The organism is Neptuniibacter sp. PT8_73, assembly GCF_047778045.1.
Lineage (GTDB): Bacteria > Pseudomonadota > Gammaproteobacteria > Pseudomonadales > Balneatricaceae > Neptuniibacter.
In genome coordinates this window covers 13,761-29,759 of sequence record NZ_CP180545.1, presented here as the reverse complement: position 1 = coordinate 29,759, position 15,999 = coordinate 13,761, and the positions used below count along the sequence as shown (strand labels likewise).

Sequence of the window (15,999 nt, the reverse complement as noted above, 5' to 3'; positions counted from 1 at the left end):
GGCTGATCATGAAGATCATTATTCTAGGTGCCGGACAAGTAGGCGGCACTTTGGCTGAAAACTTAGCCAGTGAAGACAACGACATCACTATCGTTGATACAGACACTGGCCGCCTCAGAGAACTACAAGATCGTCTCGACATCCGTACGATCGAGGGTAAAGCATCCTACCCATCTGTACTCGACAGTGCCGGCGCTCAAGATGCCGATATGCTGATCGCCGTAACGAACTCTGATGAAGTCAACATGATCGCCTGTCAGGTAGGCCAAACCCTATTCAACACGCCGACTAAAATCGCCCGTGTGCGTGAGCATGACTATCTGAACAAAAACCAGAAGATCTTTGGCGAAAAAGGCATCCCTATCGATGTCCGTATCAGCCCGGAACTACTGGTAACGAAACACATCAAGCGCCTGATCCAACACCCAGGCGCTTTGCAGGTACTTGATTTCGCCGACGCGAAAGCTCAGCTTGTAGCGGTAAAAGCCTATTACGGTGGCCCACTCGTTGGTCGTGAGATCTCTTACCTTCGCGCCCACATGCCATCGGTGGATACCCGCGTAGCGGCGATTTTCCGCAGCGGAAGCCCTATTATCCCGGAAGGTAACACAGTTATCGAAGCGGACGACGAAGTGTTCTTTATCGCCGCACGCAAAGATATTCGCGCAGTAATGAGCGAACTGCGTCGTCTCGATCGCCCTTATAAACGTATCATTATCGCAGGCGGCGGTAATATCGGTGCGCGCTTAGCCGAATCGATCGAAGACGAGTTCCAAGTCAAAATCATCGAGCGAAACATTCGTCGCTGTAACCAGCTGGCGCGTTCGCTAGATAACACCATCGTCCTTCAAGGCAGTGCTTCCGACCGTGATCTACTGATCGAAGAGAATATCGAAGATACCGACGTATTCTGCGCCCTGACCAACGATGACGAAGCGAACATCATGGCATCTATGCTGGCGAAGCGCCTTGGCGCACGTACGGTAATGACCCTGATTAACAACCCAGCCTATGTAGACCTAGTACAAGGTGGTGCGATCGATATAGCGATATCGCCTCAGCAAACCACAATCGGCGCACTACTAACCCATGTCCGTCGAGGTGATGTAGTAGCAGTACACTCGCTACGTCGAGGCGCGGCAGAAGCACTGGAAGCAGTTGCTCATGGTGATAAATCATCATCCAAAGTAGTCGGTAAAACCATTGAAGAGATCAACCTTCCTCCGGGTACAACCATCGGTGCCATCGTACGTAACGACGAAGTATTGATCGCGCACGATGATGTTGTTGTTGAAAGCGGCGACCACGTGATCTTGTTCTTGGTTGATAAACGCCGAATCAACGAAGTGGAACGTCTGTTCCAAGTTGGCCTTACATTCTTCTAAGCGGAAGCAGCGCAGATGCATTACAAAGTTATCTTACGCATATTAGGCATACTGCTGATGATCTTCAGCATCTCTATGCTGCCGCCGTTAGGTATCTCCTATCTCTATGACGATGGGGCAGAGCTAGCCTTTATCGCTGGATTTTTGATTACACTACTGACCGGTTTTTTTATCTGGATTCCGGTTTATCGGGTACGACAGGATTTACGCACCCGTGATGGCTTCTTAATTACCGTCCTGTTTTGGTCGGTTCTGGGGCTGTTCGGAGCTTTCCCGTTTATGCTCACGGACAATCCGCATCTCACCTTTATCGATGCGCTCTTTGAGTCCTTATCCGGCCTGACCACCACCGGGGCAACGGTAATTACCGGTATAGATGACCTGCCAAAATCGATTCTGTTTTATCGTCAACAACTGCAATGGCTGGGCGGTATGGGTATCATCGTATTGGCCGTAGCGATCCTACCAATGCTAGGTATCGGTGGTATGCAGCTGTATCGCGCTGAAACACCAGGCCCCGTTAAAGATTCCAAACTTACGCCTCGAATCACTGAAACAGCCAAAGCGCTTTGGTATATCTACCTGTCACTAACCATCGCCTGCGCGGCGGGTTACTGGTTAGCCGGAATGGATCTATTCAATGCTATTGGGCATAGTTTCTCAACCGTTGCGATCGGTGGTTTCTCCACCCATGACGCCAGTATCGGCTACTACGATTCGGTTGCCATAGAGATGATCTGCATCTTCTTTATGACCATCTCTGCGGTAAATTTTGGTCTGCACTTCTTTGCTTGGAGGCAGCGTAGCCTGTCACATTATTTGCTCGATCCAGAATTTAAATTCTACCTAGTTACGCTGCTAGCCATTACCGTGATCGCCATTGTTGCCTTGGTTGTTACCGAAACCTACGCGCCAGGCGAATCGATGCGTAAAGCACTGTTTATGGTGGTATCGATCGCAACCACGACCGGCTTTGCCACAGCAGACTTTGCGCACTGGCCTGTGATGCTCCCGTTCCTGCTATTCGTAGCAGCCTTTGCCGGCGGCTGTGCAGGCTCTACCGGTGGTGGCATGAAGGTAATTCGCGTGCTTCTGATCCTTAAGCAGGGCTACCGTGAGATCCAACGTCTGGTTCACCCAAACGCGATTATTCCGGTAAAACTAGGTAAAAAGCCGATCTCCGATAAAGTACTAGAAGCTGTATGGGGCTTCTTCTCGGTCTACATGATCGTCTTTGTAGCCATGCTAATCGTACTACTAGCTACTGGACTTGATCAGGTAACTGCATGGTCAGCAGTAGGAGCGACATTGAACAACCTAGGTCCAGGACTTGGCGATGTATCTGCTCACTATGGTGATCTTAACGATCCAGCTAAGTGGGTGCTTTGTTTTGCCATGCTGCTTGGTCGTCTAGAGGTATTTACCTTGCTTGTACTGTTCACACCTATTTTCTGGAAACGATAAAGCAGACATCAGATCTGCGATGAACCTAATTTCGAGAGCCTAATCATGCGATATACAGTTTACCTTTCCGGTGAAATTCACACCGACTGGCGCAACAAGATCAAAAAAGCCATCAACCAGAACGGCCTACCAATCGATGTACTTACGCCAAACACGGATCACGATTCCAGTGACGGTTGTGCTACTGAGATCCTAGGCCCAGAAGAGAAGAACTTCTGGACCGATCACAAGTCTGCAAAGATGAATACTATGCGCCACATGACCGCTATCAAACGTGCCGACATCGTGATCGTTCGTTTTGGTGATAAATACCGTCAGTGGAACGCTGCATTTGATGCCGGTTTTGCCATCGCCAATGGTAAGTCCTTGATCGTTGAACACGCACCAGAATTGACTCATCCACTAAAAGAAATCGACGCTTGCGCACATGCCGTAGCTGAGAATACAGAGCAGGTAATCGAAACGCTTAAATACCTTTGCTTGGATTATTGATCACAAAGTCTTCAGCATAGAATTTCTGTTAACTAGAGCCAAGGAGGGCGCTATGCAGAAACAACCCGCCATCTACATTCTTTCCAGCAAATCTCAAGGCACCTTTTACATAGGTGTTACCAGCAATCTTCCTCAACGAATATGGCAACATAAGAACGACTTCATCGAAGGTTTTACTAAACGCTATCAAGTTCATCAGCTCGTTTATTTTGAACTGCACGAAACTATGCAAAACGCGATTACTCGAGAAAAGCAGATGAAAGCTTGGAAAAGGCAATGGAAGATAAACTTAATAGAAACACAGAATCCTAACTGGGCAGACCTTTACAGCACGATCTTAGATTAGCTGGATTCCAGCCTTCGCTGGAAAGGCGGGGATATCAATGAACTTACTTCAACTCTCGTCTTCCCAGCGAAGGCTAGGATCCAAAGCCCTTCAACTCAGACATTTATCAAAAAAACACAAATAAACCCCTGATCTCTACGCAAGCAGCCACCGACTGGCTATTTTTTGTTGTATAATTGCCGGCTAATTTTTCGGGCTAATCTGGTGCTGTGCAGCTGCCATGAAGGCAGAAACTCAACGGCACTTATGTAAAAGGTGAAACGCTGTGACTGACAAGGCGACCCCAGACGTAAGCACATTTCAGGGGCTGATCCTTGCTCTACAGGAATACTGGGCAGAGCAGGGCTGTGTAATCGTACAACCACTGGACATGGAGGTAGGTGCCGGCACCTTCCATCCTGCGACTTTCCTACGCGCAATCGGACCTGAGACTTGGCGCTCTGCATACGTGCAGCCTAGCCGTCGTCCAACGGATGGCCGTTACGGTGAAAACCCTAACCGTCTGCAGCACTACTACCAGTTCCAGGTTGTTCTTAAGCCATCTCCTGACAACATTCAGGAGCTATACCTAGGCTCTCTAGAGCGTATGGGTATCGATCTTGGTATTCACGACGTTCGCTTCGTAGAAGACAACTGGGAATCTCCAACACTAGGTGCTTGGGGTCTTGGTTGGGAAGTATGGCTAAACGGCATGGAAGTAACTCAGTTTACTTACTTCCAGCAAGCAGGTGGCCTTGAATGTTACCCAGTTACCGGTGAGATCACTTACGGTCTTGAGCGTATTGCGATGTACCTGCAAGGTGTAGACAGCGTTTACGACCTGACATGGGCAGTAAATCCAGACGGCTCTAAAGTGACTTACGGCGACGTATTCCACCAGAACGAAGTTGAGCAATCTACTTTCAACTTCGAGCACGCAAACGTTGAAGAGCTATTCAAAACTTTCGACAACTGCGAAGCTGAGTGCAACAAGCTACTTAGCCTAGAAACGCCACTGCCGCTTCCTGCATACGAGCAGGTACTTAAAGCGTCTCATACGTTCAACCTTTTGGATGCGCGTCATGCGATCTCTGTAACAGAGCGTCAACGCTTTATCCTTCGTGTTCGCACACTAGCCCGTGAAGTCGCACACGCATACTTTAATGCCCGTAAAGAACTAGGTTTCCCACTGGCACCTGAAGCCCTACGCCAAGAAGTTCTGGCTAACTGCGAGGAGAGCAAATAATGGCACAACATGATTTTCTCGTTGAGCTAGGTACCGAAGAGTTACCTCCAAAAGCGCTTAAGACCCTTTCTGATGCTTTCACATCTGGCATCACAGCTGGTTTGAAAGTAGCAGGCGTTAACTTTGGTGATGTAAAAAGCTACGCATCTCCACGCCGCCTAGCTGTTTTGATCAGCGCGCTAGACGACAAACAGGCTGACCGCGAAATCGAAAAACGTGGCCCTTCTGTAAAAGCGCCAGAAAAAGCGGTAGAAGGCTTTGCTCGTTCTTGCGGCGTGACTATTGATCAGCTTGAAAAGATCGATACCAACAAAGGTGAGTACTACAACTTCAAGAACACAGAAGAGGGCAAAGCGACATCTTCTTTGCTACCTCAACTTGTAGAAACATCACTAAACAAATTACCGATCCCTAAGCGCATGCGCTGGGGTGCATCTCGCGTTGAGTTCGTTCGTCCGGTTCACTGGCTAGTCATGCTATTCGGCGACGAAGTTGTAGATTGTGAAATTCTTGGTCTGACATCGGGTCGTAAGACTCGCGGTCACCGCTTCCACTACAACCAAGAGATCGAACTGATCGCACCATCTGAGTACGCTGATCGTCTAGAAAACCCGGGTATGGTAATCGCTGATTACGACATCCGTAAGACGATGATCAACGAGCAAGTTAAAGCAGAAGGCGAGAAGCTGAATGCGGTTGCTCAGATCGACGAAGATCTTCTTGATGAAGTTACAGCACTTAACGAATGGCCAGTTGCACTAACAGGCCGCTTCGAAGAGCGTTTTCTAGAAGTACCAGCGCAAGCGCTAATTTCTTCTATGAAAGAGCACCAGAAGTACTTCCACCACTTGGATGCTGATGGCAACCTTCTGCCTAACTTCACTACGATCTGCAACATCGTTTCTAAAGACCCTCAGCAGGTAATTGAAGGTAACGAAAAAGTAATTCGCCCACGTCTATCTGACGCTGCATTCTTCTTCGAAACTGACAAAAAGACTACGCTGGAATCTCGTATTGAGAAGCTAAAAACCATCGTATTCCAGAAAGACCTTGGCACTGTTTACGATAAAGCAGCTCGCATTAGCGCGCTGTCTGGCAAGATCGCTTCAACTCTTAATCAAGATCAGGGTAAAGCGGAACGTGCAGGTCTACTATGTAAAACAGACCTTCTTACGGACATGGTTTATGAATTCACAGACCTACAAGGTTTGATGGGTTATCACTATGCGCTTAATGATGGTGAAGACCAGGACGTAGCACTAGCTCAAAACGAGCAGTACATGCCTCGCTTCGCTGGCGATGAGCTACCTCAGACTGCCCCTGGTATCGCTGTAGCAATTGCTGACCGTCTAGACACCCTGACAGGTCTATTCGGCATCAATCAGCCTCCTACAGGCTCCAAGGACCCGTTCGCACTGCGCCGAGCAGCGCTAGGCGTACTGCGCATTATTGTAGAGCGTGAGTTGGATCTGGACCTACGTGAACTACTAACTATTGCGGCTAACAACCACAACGATCTACCAGCACGAGAAGGCCTAGAAGATAAAGTTCTAGACTTCATGCTAGAGCGTTTCCGCGCATGGTACGAAGACGCAGATATCAATGCGGAAGTATTCCTATCTGTATTGGCGCTAAAACCAAGTCGTCCTTTAGACTTCGATCGTCGCGTTAAAGCGGTTAACCACTTCCGCTCTTTAGCTGAAGCTGAAGCTCTTGCGGCTGCTAACAAGCGTGTATCTAACATTCTGAGTAAGCAGGGTGTAACAGGTACTACGGACGTTAACAATTCGCTACTAACTGAAGCAGCGGAGCAAGCTCTAGCGGCAGATATCGAAGCTCAGAAAGCTGCTCTAGCGCCACTATTTGCAGAAGGCAAATATCAAGAAGCGCTTGAGTCACTCGCGGGCCTTCGCGAATCAACTGATGCTTTCTTCGAAGACGTTATGGTTATGGCGGATGACGAAGCCGTTAAGAACAACCGTCTGGCTCTTCTTAGCCAGTTACGCGCATTGTTCTTAGGTGTTGCTGATATCTCTGTACTTGGCTAATCGTCTCATCTATATATCCAAAGCCGGCCTTGTGCCGGCTTTTTTTGTTTCACGTGAAACATTCACAAAGCTATATAACAAAAAAACCATGCGCAGGGACTACGCATGGCAAAGAGTGTTTCTAAGTATAAGGAAGGGGGACTTACATAATGCTTAGAAGTAATAGCTTAGTGAAACATTAAAATTATCGAACTCAGCTTCATTAGGATTGAACTGATTCAGCACAACCTCTTTAGGTGCGTCAAAATCAACATCATTGACGCGTGTGTATTCAGCCTTTACAGACCAATTGTTATTTACCGCGTATTCAGCACCAACACCTAGACTAAGTGCCACTTCATCTTCAGAACCATACTTCACTGGCGATGCAAATACGTAGCTGTTACGCACATCAAGATCTAGCCAAGTAGCGCCTGCAATACCGTAAACGGATAACTTATCTGTCACCTCAACGCCGGCTTTAAAATTAACACCGTAAGACGCTTCGAGCTCTAGATCAGAGCGAAGAACGCCATTTAGATTAGTCGTCTCTGCAGATTCATTGTTGTAGAAAAGTTCAGCAGCCAAGAAAGCGTCATCAGTTACCATTTTTTTGTAACCAAGATGGACACCAACAGAAACATCAGACTCTTCAGAAAAAGTTGAAATACTTGCAGCCGGAGGCGCCGCACCCTGATTACGCTCAATGCTATGACCAAGTGTCGTACTACCAATCTGACCACCGACGTAAAAACCTTCTCCAGCTGAAACCTGCGAGCTCAAACCAATAACAACAAGACCCGCAGCAGCACCCAAACCTTTAAAAAATTTACTCATTTCCAACTCCTTAAAATCGTTAAACCAATGCATAGATAAAAGACAGGCAAAGCATAAGGAACGACAAGCAAAGAGATATCCCGAACAAATAACAAAAACTTAAAACTTAAATCACAGAAATTAAGCAAATATCACAGCCTGTGATAACTAATCTAAATGCCGTGATATTTGAGTGATAAATAAAAAATAGAATTAATTGAGAAGGGCGAGGTCATAACTACTCAATCTAAGCTCACGGCAAGAAAAATGGAAAATAAACGAATTCTGATCATTGAGGATCAAGAGGAAATAGCACTACTCCTCAAGCTTCATCTAACGGATCTCGGGGCACAGGTAACGCACTCAGCTAGCGGAACGGAAGGAATAAAACTCGCCTTGAATGAAGAATGGGATCTTATGATTTTGGATATACAACTCCCCGGTCCTTCAGGCTTAGAGATCTGTCGCGAGGTCAGAAAGAACTGCGCCTATGTCCCAATACTGTTGCTGACGTCAAGATCAACAGAACTTGATAGAGTGCTCGGTCTAGACCTAGGCGCCGATGATTACATAACAAAGCCATTCAGTATCATGGAGCTAATAGCCCGAATAAAAGCGACATTTAGGCGGGACAGTGCTCTGCGCACAAAAGCAGAAACCGACCCAGAGAGGCTGAACATAGGCCTGCTCGAAATAGACAACAAACGACACAAAGCCGCATTAGCAGGAAAGTCGCTAGAGCTCACTGCACGCGAGTATCAACTACTCACTTTTTTTGCTCAACATCCTGGCCGAGTTTTCAAACGATCAGAGCTGCTAGATAATGTCTGGGGCTATGGCCACGACGGATATGAGCACACAGTCAATTCTCATATCAACCGCCTAAGAGCCAAAATAGAATCCGACCCAAACAACCCAGAAATCATCGCCACCGTTTGGGGCGTAGGTTACAAATTAGAGAAAGAGGCCCTAAGCGCATGAGAGCCCCTCTAAGCATACCCAACCTCTTCAACCGCTCATCATTCACATTAAGCAAGAAGATCGCTTCAGGGCTGATTACAGTGGTTATATGCGCTGCTATAGCCATTCTACTAGCAACAGAATACTGGATGCAGCGTTACAACGAAGAGGTGACACAAAAACTTAACGCTAGCATAGCTATGTACATTCAGGATGAATACCAACTAATTACTGATGAAGAGAAGGGAGTAAACGTAGAAGCATTTGAAACACTCGCATTTCAGGCGATGATTGTTAACCCTATTGCCCAAGTGTATCTCCTAGACTACGCCGGCAATATTATTGCTCACTCAATGCCAGAAGCTGACAAAGAGTTAACACACAAGGTTGACCTACAGCCTATTAAAACATTCTTAACGCCTGATTCTAGCTTGCCTATTTACGGTGAGGACCCTCTTAACCAGAACACCAAGAAGATATTCTCTGCAGCTAAGCTGACAGACAAAAATAACCAACATATTGGTTATCTCTATGTCGTATTAGGAAGCAACCTATACAGCGACCTAGGAACAATGATCAAACAAAGCTACAGCACCGGCATGATCATCATAAGCATTCTATTCATCAGTATTATCGCCATCGCTATAGGGATTTTAATTTTCAGCTTAACCTTAAAGCGCTTAAACAAACTAAGCCAAGAGTTGTGTCAGTTCACGCATAAACATGGCCCTAGTGATATAGAGTGCGACAATCTAACACCAACTCAAAATCATGGGGATGAGATAGAGATACTGAGCAATACATTTACCCAAATGTCAGAAAAGATCGACCGACAGATAAACTTACTGACCGAATCAGACAATCAACGAAGAGAACTTATCAGCAACGTCTCCCATGATTTGAGAACACCGCTAGCCTCTATACAAGGCTATCTTGAAACACTGATCATCAAGAATGATCTAACAGAAGAGGAAAAGAGCAATTACATAAAACAAGCCTCCTTAAGCGCTAACAGACTCGCACAGTTAATCTCTGAATTGTTCGAACTAGCTAAGCTCGAATCACCAACCACTCGCCTTAATACTGAGTCATTTTCGCTAACGGAATTGGTCTATGACACTGTCCAGGAATTTGCATTAGAACTGGATCAGAAAGAGATCAAATGGCAGATCAACACCCACACTAATATTTTGGTACAGGCGGATATCAGCTTGATGCAAAGAGTGTTCGAAAACCTTATTCGCAACGCCATAGCTTACACACCCCAGAAAGGGAAAATTGCATTCGAGTTTGAATCATCAGAAGAAAACACAAACAGCGTAAAAGTAAAAATCATCGATAGCGGAGTAGGAATATCTGAAGCCGATATGCCATATATCTTTGAACGTTTCTACGCAAACCCAGATCGAAGCAGAAAAGGAACAGAATCAGCGGGTATTGGGCTAGCAATAGTGAAGCGAATATTAGACCTTCACCAAACTGAAATTAGTGTAAAGAGCAAAAGGAATCAGGGCACCCAATTCGAATTTAAACTTCCTATTGCCTACTAATCACACTCGGTTATTTTGCTCTATTTCGTTAGAATACAACAAACCAATCTAGCTAATGGGCAGCAGTGTGAACCAAATCGAGCCACGTAAATTAATCATCTTAGACCGTGATGGTGTTATCAATCAGGACTCAGATGCCTATGTAAAAACGCTAGATGAATGGATCCCAATTCCAGGAAGCATCGAAGCAATAGCTAAGCTGCATAAAGCAGGATTCACAATTTGCATTGCAACCAACCAATCAGGTTTGGCCAGAGAATACTTCACACTGGATACACTTCACGCTATGCACCAAAAACTAACTGACTTAGTTGAAGCCGAGGGTGGACAAATTCACAGCATTGAATACTGCCCACACGGACCAGATGATAAATGCGATTGTCGCAAACCATTGCCCGGTATGTTCCGCACTATTGCCAATAGGTTCGCTCTTGCAGACTTATCTAGTACACATACTGTGGGTGACAGCTTACGTGATTTAGAAGCAGGTTCGAAGCTCAAAAGCCAACCTGTACTGGTTAAAACAGGAAAGGGACAACGCACTTTAGACAGCAACAAAGAGCTACCTAGTGGTACGAAAATCTTTGAGAATTTAAGCTCTTTCGCAGATTATCTAATTAGTAAATAAGAGAGTGTTTCACGTGAAACATGGCAGATATTAAAAATGGAGATTTAATATCTGCCAACTAGACAGGGAAGGAAACCGTAAAGCAGGCACCACCAAGTTCACCATTGTGAACTTCTACAGTACCCCTCAAAACCTCATGCACCATATTGAAAACAATATGCAGACCTAAACCAATCGAACCCAGACCTCTTGCCGTGGTAAAGAATGGATTAAAGATCTGATCAATATGCTCTTGCTGAATACCAACGCCGTTATCAGAACAAGAGATTCTTAAAGTGTGATCCAGATTAAGAATATCAATCTCAATACACTTGTTAGCGCTATCAGACAAACCATGAAGCAAGGCATTATTAATCAAGTGTGAAAACACTTGCACCAGAGCACTAACATCGACACGACAGCTCAGGTTTTCAGGTTCTGATTTGATAATAAATTCAACATCAGACACACCCAATTCAGCAGCAAGACTTTTACATAGCTCTTTAAATAAATCAGGCAACACAACTGATTCTCGAATCGAAGCAGAGCTTGCAACAGAGATAGTTTGAAAGTGAGACACAAGCTCCTTTAACTTCTCAGAGCTTTTTAAAGCAAGGGAAGTGGATTCATCCATATCGGTAAGAAAGCTATCTAGGTAAGATGCTGTGAGCTGGTTATTTTTAACTTTAACATCGAGATCCTTACAGTGGTCACGGATAAAAGAAGCAGTTGTTACCACAACACCAAGTGGCGTATTTAGCTCATGACCGATCCCCATAACAAGATTAGCCAAAGCAGCCATCTTCTCCGACTGAATAAGCTTTTCCTGGGTTTCACGTAACTGACTAAGTGATGAATCCAACTCTTCGTTGGTATTGGCAAGGTGATCTAAGGCTCGTTTCAACTCAACCGTTCTGCTACGAACCTTTTCCTCTAGAGTGATGGTGGTTTGGAATAAAGAAAAATCACTCGACTCGCTATTAATGCCTTGCTCGGCACGATCCACCAGCACACGAATGATTTTATTTAAGCGTTCAATTTCGGATTGGTAAAAGGCTTCCTTGTCACTATTCATTCGCACCACCAAAGGCTATGCCAGTACAGGTTTGGTTGATATGCAAACCATTATGCTGCTCACCGTAAGTACTAAAGCCAATAACATCCTTAGCACATAACAGCTTTTCCATGGGAGAAATCTCACCTTCTTGAGACAGCTGCAGTTTCCTTAAAATACAATCAAAAGCTAACAGGCTATGAATACCGCCAAGATCTGAATCCACTTTTTCCAAGGTGTTTTTCATATTACCGACAAGACCTAAACCATTACATTCAGCCGTACGCATAACGATGCCAACATCAATTGCGCAATAGAAGGTTAGACTCTTATCAGGATTCACTTTCATCACCGAACGTACATACTGCTCTTTGCCAATAACGACAATAGAAGGGTGCTCAGCAAAGACCGTTTCATTGAGTTCTATAGATGGGTCTACACCCGACAAGCGGGCGTACTCTTCAGCCGCAGGGAAGCCATTTATCTCGGTGATGATTCTTTTTTCCGGTATTGCGCCGGTAACCACCATAAAGTTTTTCCCAGCAACCACATGCTGACACTTGTAAGGTTTGAAAGCCAACCGGCTAGTTATCATTAGAAGAACAGCGCCGTCGGAAAATATTTCTCCACCTGCGTAGATAATCGATTTTTCGTAATGAAGATCATCTCCAGCAGAACCACCAACCAGCGGAATACCAGAAATAGCATTAGAGACAACACGAGTGAAAGGCTCTTCTTTTGAAGACAAGCCATCAATCAGGAGGACAGCGAAGGTATTTGCATCAGAACTAATATCGTAATTTAGTTGATGTTCACTATGAAGTTTAACCGTATCGTCATGCCATTCTTTAACCGATAACTTATTCAAATCGTAAAAAGGGCAAAGGCTGACATCAAACATCTCAGAGGAAAAAGCCATAGCAACAATACTGTTTGAGGTGTAGCCCCTAGGGCCAATTTCACCAGCCGTAGAACAGCCAACAATGGGCGTATGGGGAAAAGCTCTACCAAAATGCGTACAAAGGGACTGCGGCTCATAACTCACCGAGAAGAAGATCATGATCAGGGCACAATCATCCATCGCAATCTGTTCATGCAGTTCGGCAATTGCCGCAGTGAGATCTGGATTTAGTGATGTACCCAATCGAATATGCTGATGCATAACTACCTCGAATAGTTGCACACATCAAAGCATAGTCGAGTAAACAGTTAAGCGCCTGTAAGTTAACAAAATAATCAATCTCTTAGTGAACAAACCAACACATCAGCAGCGGATACCAATAGCTCTAGAACCAACTAAGAAGAATTAGTAATTTTATTCATCTACTGCCCAATATTTTTCATTAGGCTTAGCCACAGCATTAATGAAAAATAAAGATTCATTTTCGCAAGCAATTCGCACCGAATACGGATTCCAAATGATTGAAAGGGCACATTTAAAAATACTCAGAGAGATCGACCGTCAGGGCTCAGTGACGGCAGCTGCAGATAAGCTATGTCTAACTCAATCAGCACTCAGTCACACCATACGCAAATTAGAAGGCTTAGTTGGTTGCGAGCTATGGGAGAAGAAGGGCAGAAATATCCATCTAACCCAATCAGGAAAATTCCTGCTGAAAGAAGCAGAACGGATACTGCCTCAACTAGAGCGGATCGATACAAAGCTAAAAGAGTTTGCCAATAATGAGATCGGTACGCTGAATATAGGTATGGAGTGTCACCCATGCTATCAGTGGCTAACGCAGGTTTCAGCCGCTTACCTAAAAGAGCGTGACGGCATAGACCTCGATGTTAAACAACGTTTTCAATTTGGTGGCATGGCTGCTCTGTTTAACCACGATATAGATATTCTGGTTACACCCGATCCAATAGAAATGAAAGCGATCCACTTTGAACCGGTGTTCCCATACGAACTAGTACTTATCGTTAACGACGAAAATCCGTTAGCAAAACGATCGAATATCCAACCACAAGATCTAGCCAATCAAACCCTAATTACTTATCCGGTTGAGCCCGAACGATTAGATATCTTCCAGCAATTTCTATTGCCAGCTAACTGCCGTCCAAAGAAACATAAAACGATGGAAGCAACCGAGATCATTCTACAGATGGTCTCAGCTAACCGTGGCGTTACTGTCCTACCAAACTGGTTAGCTAATGAGTACACCAAGAAGCTGCCAGTACAAGGAATTAGGCTAGGGGAAGAAGGGATCCATAAACAGATCCACCTCGGCATCCGTATCGAAGATAACAAAAGCGAACATATCCAATCATTTATTACATTGGCAAAAAAACATAAGAGCTAGGCTAAACCGAATAAACCTCTATACTTGGATGTAGCATATCGTTCCAAATGATACGAAGCCAAGATGAGAAGAATAATAACCAACAACGGTCAAATTGGAGTGACCCTCGCCGTCACCATTGTATCTATTCTATTGTCCGTCATTATTACGTTCTCGATCTTAACCTTAGCTGGAGTGGGCGAAGAGCTATACCGGATATCACTGATCATCTCCGTTGTCGCACCCGCGACCATAGCCCCCTTAGTCACCTGGTACTTAGTAAAGTTACTGGTAAAAGTTCATGATCTGGAACAGCAACAAAGAAGGTTAGCTACATACGACGGTCTTACAGGAGCATTAAATCGTCGTGCCTTTTTTGAAAGCTTTGAAACCATCAAACAGCAAATAGAAAAAGAACAAACCGATTTAACTTTGGCTTATATGGACCTTGATGACTTTAAACCTATTAATGACCTCTATGGTCATGTGGTAGGAGACAAAGTACTTAAATCGTTCGTTGCCACCTTACGAAACGAACTCAGATCAAGCGATCTCATAGCCAGAGTAGGAGGCGAAGAGTTTGTCATCGTCCTTCCCAATACCGATATAAATAATGCTCAAACCATCCTCGATCGAATCAGAAACAAAGTTGCGGACGACCCACTCACTATTGAAGGTCATTGCATTAACTTAAGCGTTAGCATCGGTTTATCTCAGAATAAGAAACACCATTCACTGATTATCGATCAGCTTATCCAAGAAGCAGACAAAGCGCTTTATAAAGCTAAAGAGGCAGGGAAGAACTGCATTGTTCAGTATGCTTAGTGCTAACCGATAACAAGAATCAGATCATAAAAATTGCCCAAGCAACCAATCCTTAAATAGGTTTGCAGCCGGACTTAGTGTTCGGTTGTTGGGGTAAACCAAGTAATAGCTTTTCTCCACAGATAACCTGTAGTTGAAAGGCTCTATCAGCTCACCGCGTTTAAGTTCCTCTTGGACCAATAAAGCGTTACTGAGTACAACACCTTGGTCTCTTTTCGCTGCATCGATGGCAAGCAAGGTTTGATCAAAGTGTAGCGCAGGGATCTTTGCTATTTCGTCAGATCTTAAGTCTGTAAATTCAGATAACCAGCAATCCCACATTGGCAGTAGCGTAGTGATAATCAGGGTAGTTTTAGCTAAGTCATTCACCGAAGCTAAGCCCTTAGCTAGTCTGTACGATGGTGTGCAATAAAGGCGAACCTCATCGTCGAAAACAAGATGGGAGGTAAGATCCTGCGATTTACCATCAAAGTGACGTATAGCCAGATCAATATCATTACTATGAAAGTCCACTGGGCGGTTGGAAGCATTAATATGCAACTCTACCTCTGGATGCTGACCAACAAAGTTTTCTAGGCGAGGTCCTAACCACTTAGACGCCAAAGCCTGCGTCAGAGATAGACGTACTTTGTTGTGATCTTTGTTCCGGACTAAATCACTGGCTTTGCTAATCTGCTCAAGCGCAGGCGCAATCAGGCTAAAGTAACTCATGCCTTTTTCTGTCACAGTGAGCTTGCGAATCTCACGCACAAACAGGGGATAGCCAAGCCATTCTTCCAATTTACGAACCTGCTGCGAAACCGCTCCTGGTGTTATGTGAAGCTCTTCTGCAGCTTCTTTGAAGCTACCGTGTCGCACAGCAGTTTCAAACGCAATAACGGCACGAAGGGGTGGAAGAGCATTACGCATAATTATTTCCGCAGGAGATATGAAATAGAAAAACTAATTCATAACAGAAAAATT

At 45.0% G+C, this 15,999-nt stretch carries 15 protein-coding genes; 11 read left to right on the top strand and 4 right to left on the bottom strand.

The window, feature by feature from the left end:
* The first annotated feature begins 8 nt into the window (after window positions 1-8).
* From trkA to glyS, 6 genes are all read left to right on the top strand, one after another.
* Complete coding sequence (gene trkA / locus ACMXYN_RS00130; RefSeq protein ID WP_415882980.1) at window positions 9-1,385, top strand: Trk system potassium transporter TrkA; 1,377 nt, start codon at window positions 9-11, stop codon at window positions 1,383-1,385.
* 15 nt (window positions 1,386-1,400) lie between these two features.
* Window positions 1,401-2,849 carry a TrkH family potassium uptake protein gene (locus tag ACMXYN_RS00125; protein ID WP_415886388.1) on the top strand — a complete coding sequence of 483 codons (1,449 nt, stop codon included), beginning with the start codon at window positions 1,401-1,403 and terminating at the stop codon, window positions 2,847-2,849.
* Window positions 2,850-2,894: 45 nt separating this feature from the next.
* Entirely contained in the window at window positions 2,895-3,341 is a 447-nt protein-coding gene (locus tag ACMXYN_RS00120) for a YtoQ family protein (protein WP_415882978.1), read from the top strand.
* 52 nt (window positions 3,342-3,393) lie between these two features.
* Window positions 3,394-3,687: a GIY-YIG nuclease family protein gene (locus tag ACMXYN_RS00115; protein ID WP_415892944.1), complete on the top strand. Its 294-nt coding sequence runs from the start codon at window positions 3,394-3,396 to the stop codon at window positions 3,685-3,687.
* A 265-nt stretch (window positions 3,688-3,952) separates the two neighbouring features.
* A complete protein-coding gene (glyQ, locus tag ACMXYN_RS00110) occupies window positions 3,953-4,912 on the top strand; it encodes a glycine--tRNA ligase subunit alpha (RefSeq protein WP_007021609.1) in 960 nt (319 codons plus the stop codon).
* The gene (gene glyS / locus ACMXYN_RS00105; protein WP_415892943.1) at window positions 4,912-6,960 is read left to right on the top strand and encodes a glycine--tRNA ligase subunit beta; all 2,049 of its coding nucleotides are present in this window, start codon (window positions 4,912-4,914) and stop codon (window positions 6,958-6,960) included. The genes glyQ and glyS overlap by 1 nt, the downstream gene beginning before the upstream one ends.
* Before the next feature lie 153 nt (window positions 6,961-7,113).
* Here the strand turns inward: glyS and ACMXYN_RS00100 are convergent, their stop codons facing one another.
* Entirely contained in the window at window positions 7,114-7,776 is a 663-nt protein-coding gene (locus tag ACMXYN_RS00100; RefSeq protein ID WP_415892942.1) for an outer membrane protein, read from the bottom strand.
* Window positions 7,777-8,022: 246 nt separating this feature from the next.
* Between ACMXYN_RS00100 and ACMXYN_RS00095 the strand changes: the two genes are divergently transcribed.
* The 3 genes from ACMXYN_RS00095 (at window position 8,023) to gmhB (ending at window position 10,893) form a co-directional block, all read left to right on the top strand.
* Window positions 8,023-8,736, top strand: a complete 714-nt coding sequence (locus ACMXYN_RS00095; RefSeq protein WP_415892941.1) for a winged helix-turn-helix domain-containing protein — start codon at window positions 8,023-8,025, stop codon at window positions 8,734-8,736.
* The gene (locus tag ACMXYN_RS00090; protein ID WP_415892940.1) at window positions 8,733-10,265 is read left to right on the top strand and encodes a sensor histidine kinase; all 1,533 of its coding nucleotides are present in this window, start codon (window positions 8,733-8,735) and stop codon (window positions 10,263-10,265) included. Before ACMXYN_RS00095 ends, ACMXYN_RS00090 begins: the two co-directional genes overlap by 4 nt.
* 67 nt (window positions 10,266-10,332) lie before the next feature.
* Window positions 10,333-10,893, top strand: a complete 561-nt coding sequence (gene gmhB / locus ACMXYN_RS00085; RefSeq protein WP_415892939.1) for a D-glycero-beta-D-manno-heptose 1,7-bisphosphate 7-phosphatase — start codon at window positions 10,333-10,335, stop codon at window positions 10,891-10,893.
* A 58-nt stretch (window positions 10,894-10,951) separates the two neighbouring features.
* On the opposite strand, the gene ACMXYN_RS00080 is transcribed toward gmhB, so the two are convergent.
* Together ACMXYN_RS00080 and ACMXYN_RS00075 are read right to left on the bottom strand one after the other, a co-directional pair.
* On the bottom strand, window positions 10,952-11,947 hold the full coding sequence (locus ACMXYN_RS00080; protein WP_415892938.1) for a sensor histidine kinase: 996 nt from the start codon (window positions 11,945-11,947) through the stop codon (window positions 10,952-10,954).
* Window positions 11,940-13,088 (bottom strand): FIST N-terminal domain-containing protein, encoded by a 1,149-nt coding sequence (locus ACMXYN_RS00075; protein WP_415892937.1) that lies wholly within the window; start codon window positions 13,086-13,088, stop codon window positions 11,940-11,942. The genes ACMXYN_RS00080 and ACMXYN_RS00075 overlap by 8 nt, the downstream gene beginning before the upstream one ends.
* Before the next feature lie 256 nt (window positions 13,089-13,344).
* On the opposite strand from ACMXYN_RS00075, the gene ACMXYN_RS00070 reads away from it, so the two are divergent.
* Window positions 13,345-14,232, top strand: coding sequence for a LysR family transcriptional regulator (locus tag ACMXYN_RS00070; protein WP_415892936.1), 888 nt, complete (start codon window positions 13,345-13,347; stop codon window positions 14,230-14,232).
* A gap of 63 nt (window positions 14,233-14,295) precedes the next feature.
* Window positions 14,296-15,036, top strand: a complete 741-nt coding sequence (locus tag ACMXYN_RS00065) for a GGDEF domain-containing protein (RefSeq protein WP_415892935.1) — start codon at window positions 14,296-14,298, stop codon at window positions 15,034-15,036.
* A 24-nt stretch (window positions 15,037-15,060) separates the two neighbouring features.
* On the opposite strand, the gene ACMXYN_RS00060 is transcribed toward ACMXYN_RS00065, so the two are convergent.
* Complete coding sequence (locus ACMXYN_RS00060; RefSeq protein WP_415892934.1) at window positions 15,061-15,945, bottom strand: LysR substrate-binding domain-containing protein; 885 nt, start codon at window positions 15,943-15,945, stop codon at window positions 15,061-15,063.
* Between the last annotated feature and the right edge of the window lie 54 nt (window positions 15,946-15,999).

Coding starts and splice junctions, on each gene's coding strand:
- ACMXYN_RS00080 (WP_415892938.1), bottom strand. CDS start 11,947: ATGAATAGTGACAAGGAAGCCTTTTACCAATCCGAAATTGAACGCTTA.
- ACMXYN_RS00060 (WP_415892934.1), bottom strand. CDS start 15,945: ATGCGTAATGCTCTTCCACCCCTTCGTGCCGTTATTGCGTTTGAAACT.
- ACMXYN_RS00075 (WP_415892937.1), bottom strand. CDS start 13,088: ATGCATCAGCATATTCGATTGGGTACATCACTAAATCCAGATCTCACT.
- ACMXYN_RS00095 (WP_415892941.1), top strand. CDS start 8,023: ATGGAAAATAAACGAATTCTGATCATTGAGGATCAAGAGGAAATAGCA.
- ACMXYN_RS00125 (WP_415886388.1), top strand. CDS start 1,401: ATGCATTACAAAGTTATCTTACGCATATTAGGCATACTGCTGATGATC.
- trkA (WP_415882980.1), top strand. CDS start 9: ATGAAGATCATTATTCTAGGTGCCGGACAAGTAGGCGGCACTTTGGCT.
- ACMXYN_RS00115 (WP_415892944.1), top strand. CDS start 3,394: ATGCAGAAACAACCCGCCATCTACATTCTTTCCAGCAAATCTCAAGGC.
- glyS (WP_415892943.1), top strand. CDS start 4,912: ATGGCACAACATGATTTTCTCGTTGAGCTAGGTACCGAAGAGTTACCT.
- ACMXYN_RS00120 (WP_415882978.1), top strand. CDS start 2,895: ATGCGATATACAGTTTACCTTTCCGGTGAAATTCACACCGACTGGCGC.
- ACMXYN_RS00100 (WP_415892942.1), bottom strand. CDS start 7,776: ATGAGTAAATTTTTTAAAGGTTTGGGTGCTGCTGCGGGTCTTGTTGTT.
- ACMXYN_RS00065 (WP_415892935.1), top strand. CDS start 14,296: ATGAGAAGAATAATAACCAACAACGGTCAAATTGGAGTGACCCTCGCC.
- ACMXYN_RS00070 (WP_415892936.1), top strand. CDS start 13,345: ATGATTGAAAGGGCACATTTAAAAATACTCAGAGAGATCGACCGTCAG.
- ACMXYN_RS00090 (WP_415892940.1), top strand. CDS start 8,733: ATGAGAGCCCCTCTAAGCATACCCAACCTCTTCAACCGCTCATCATTC.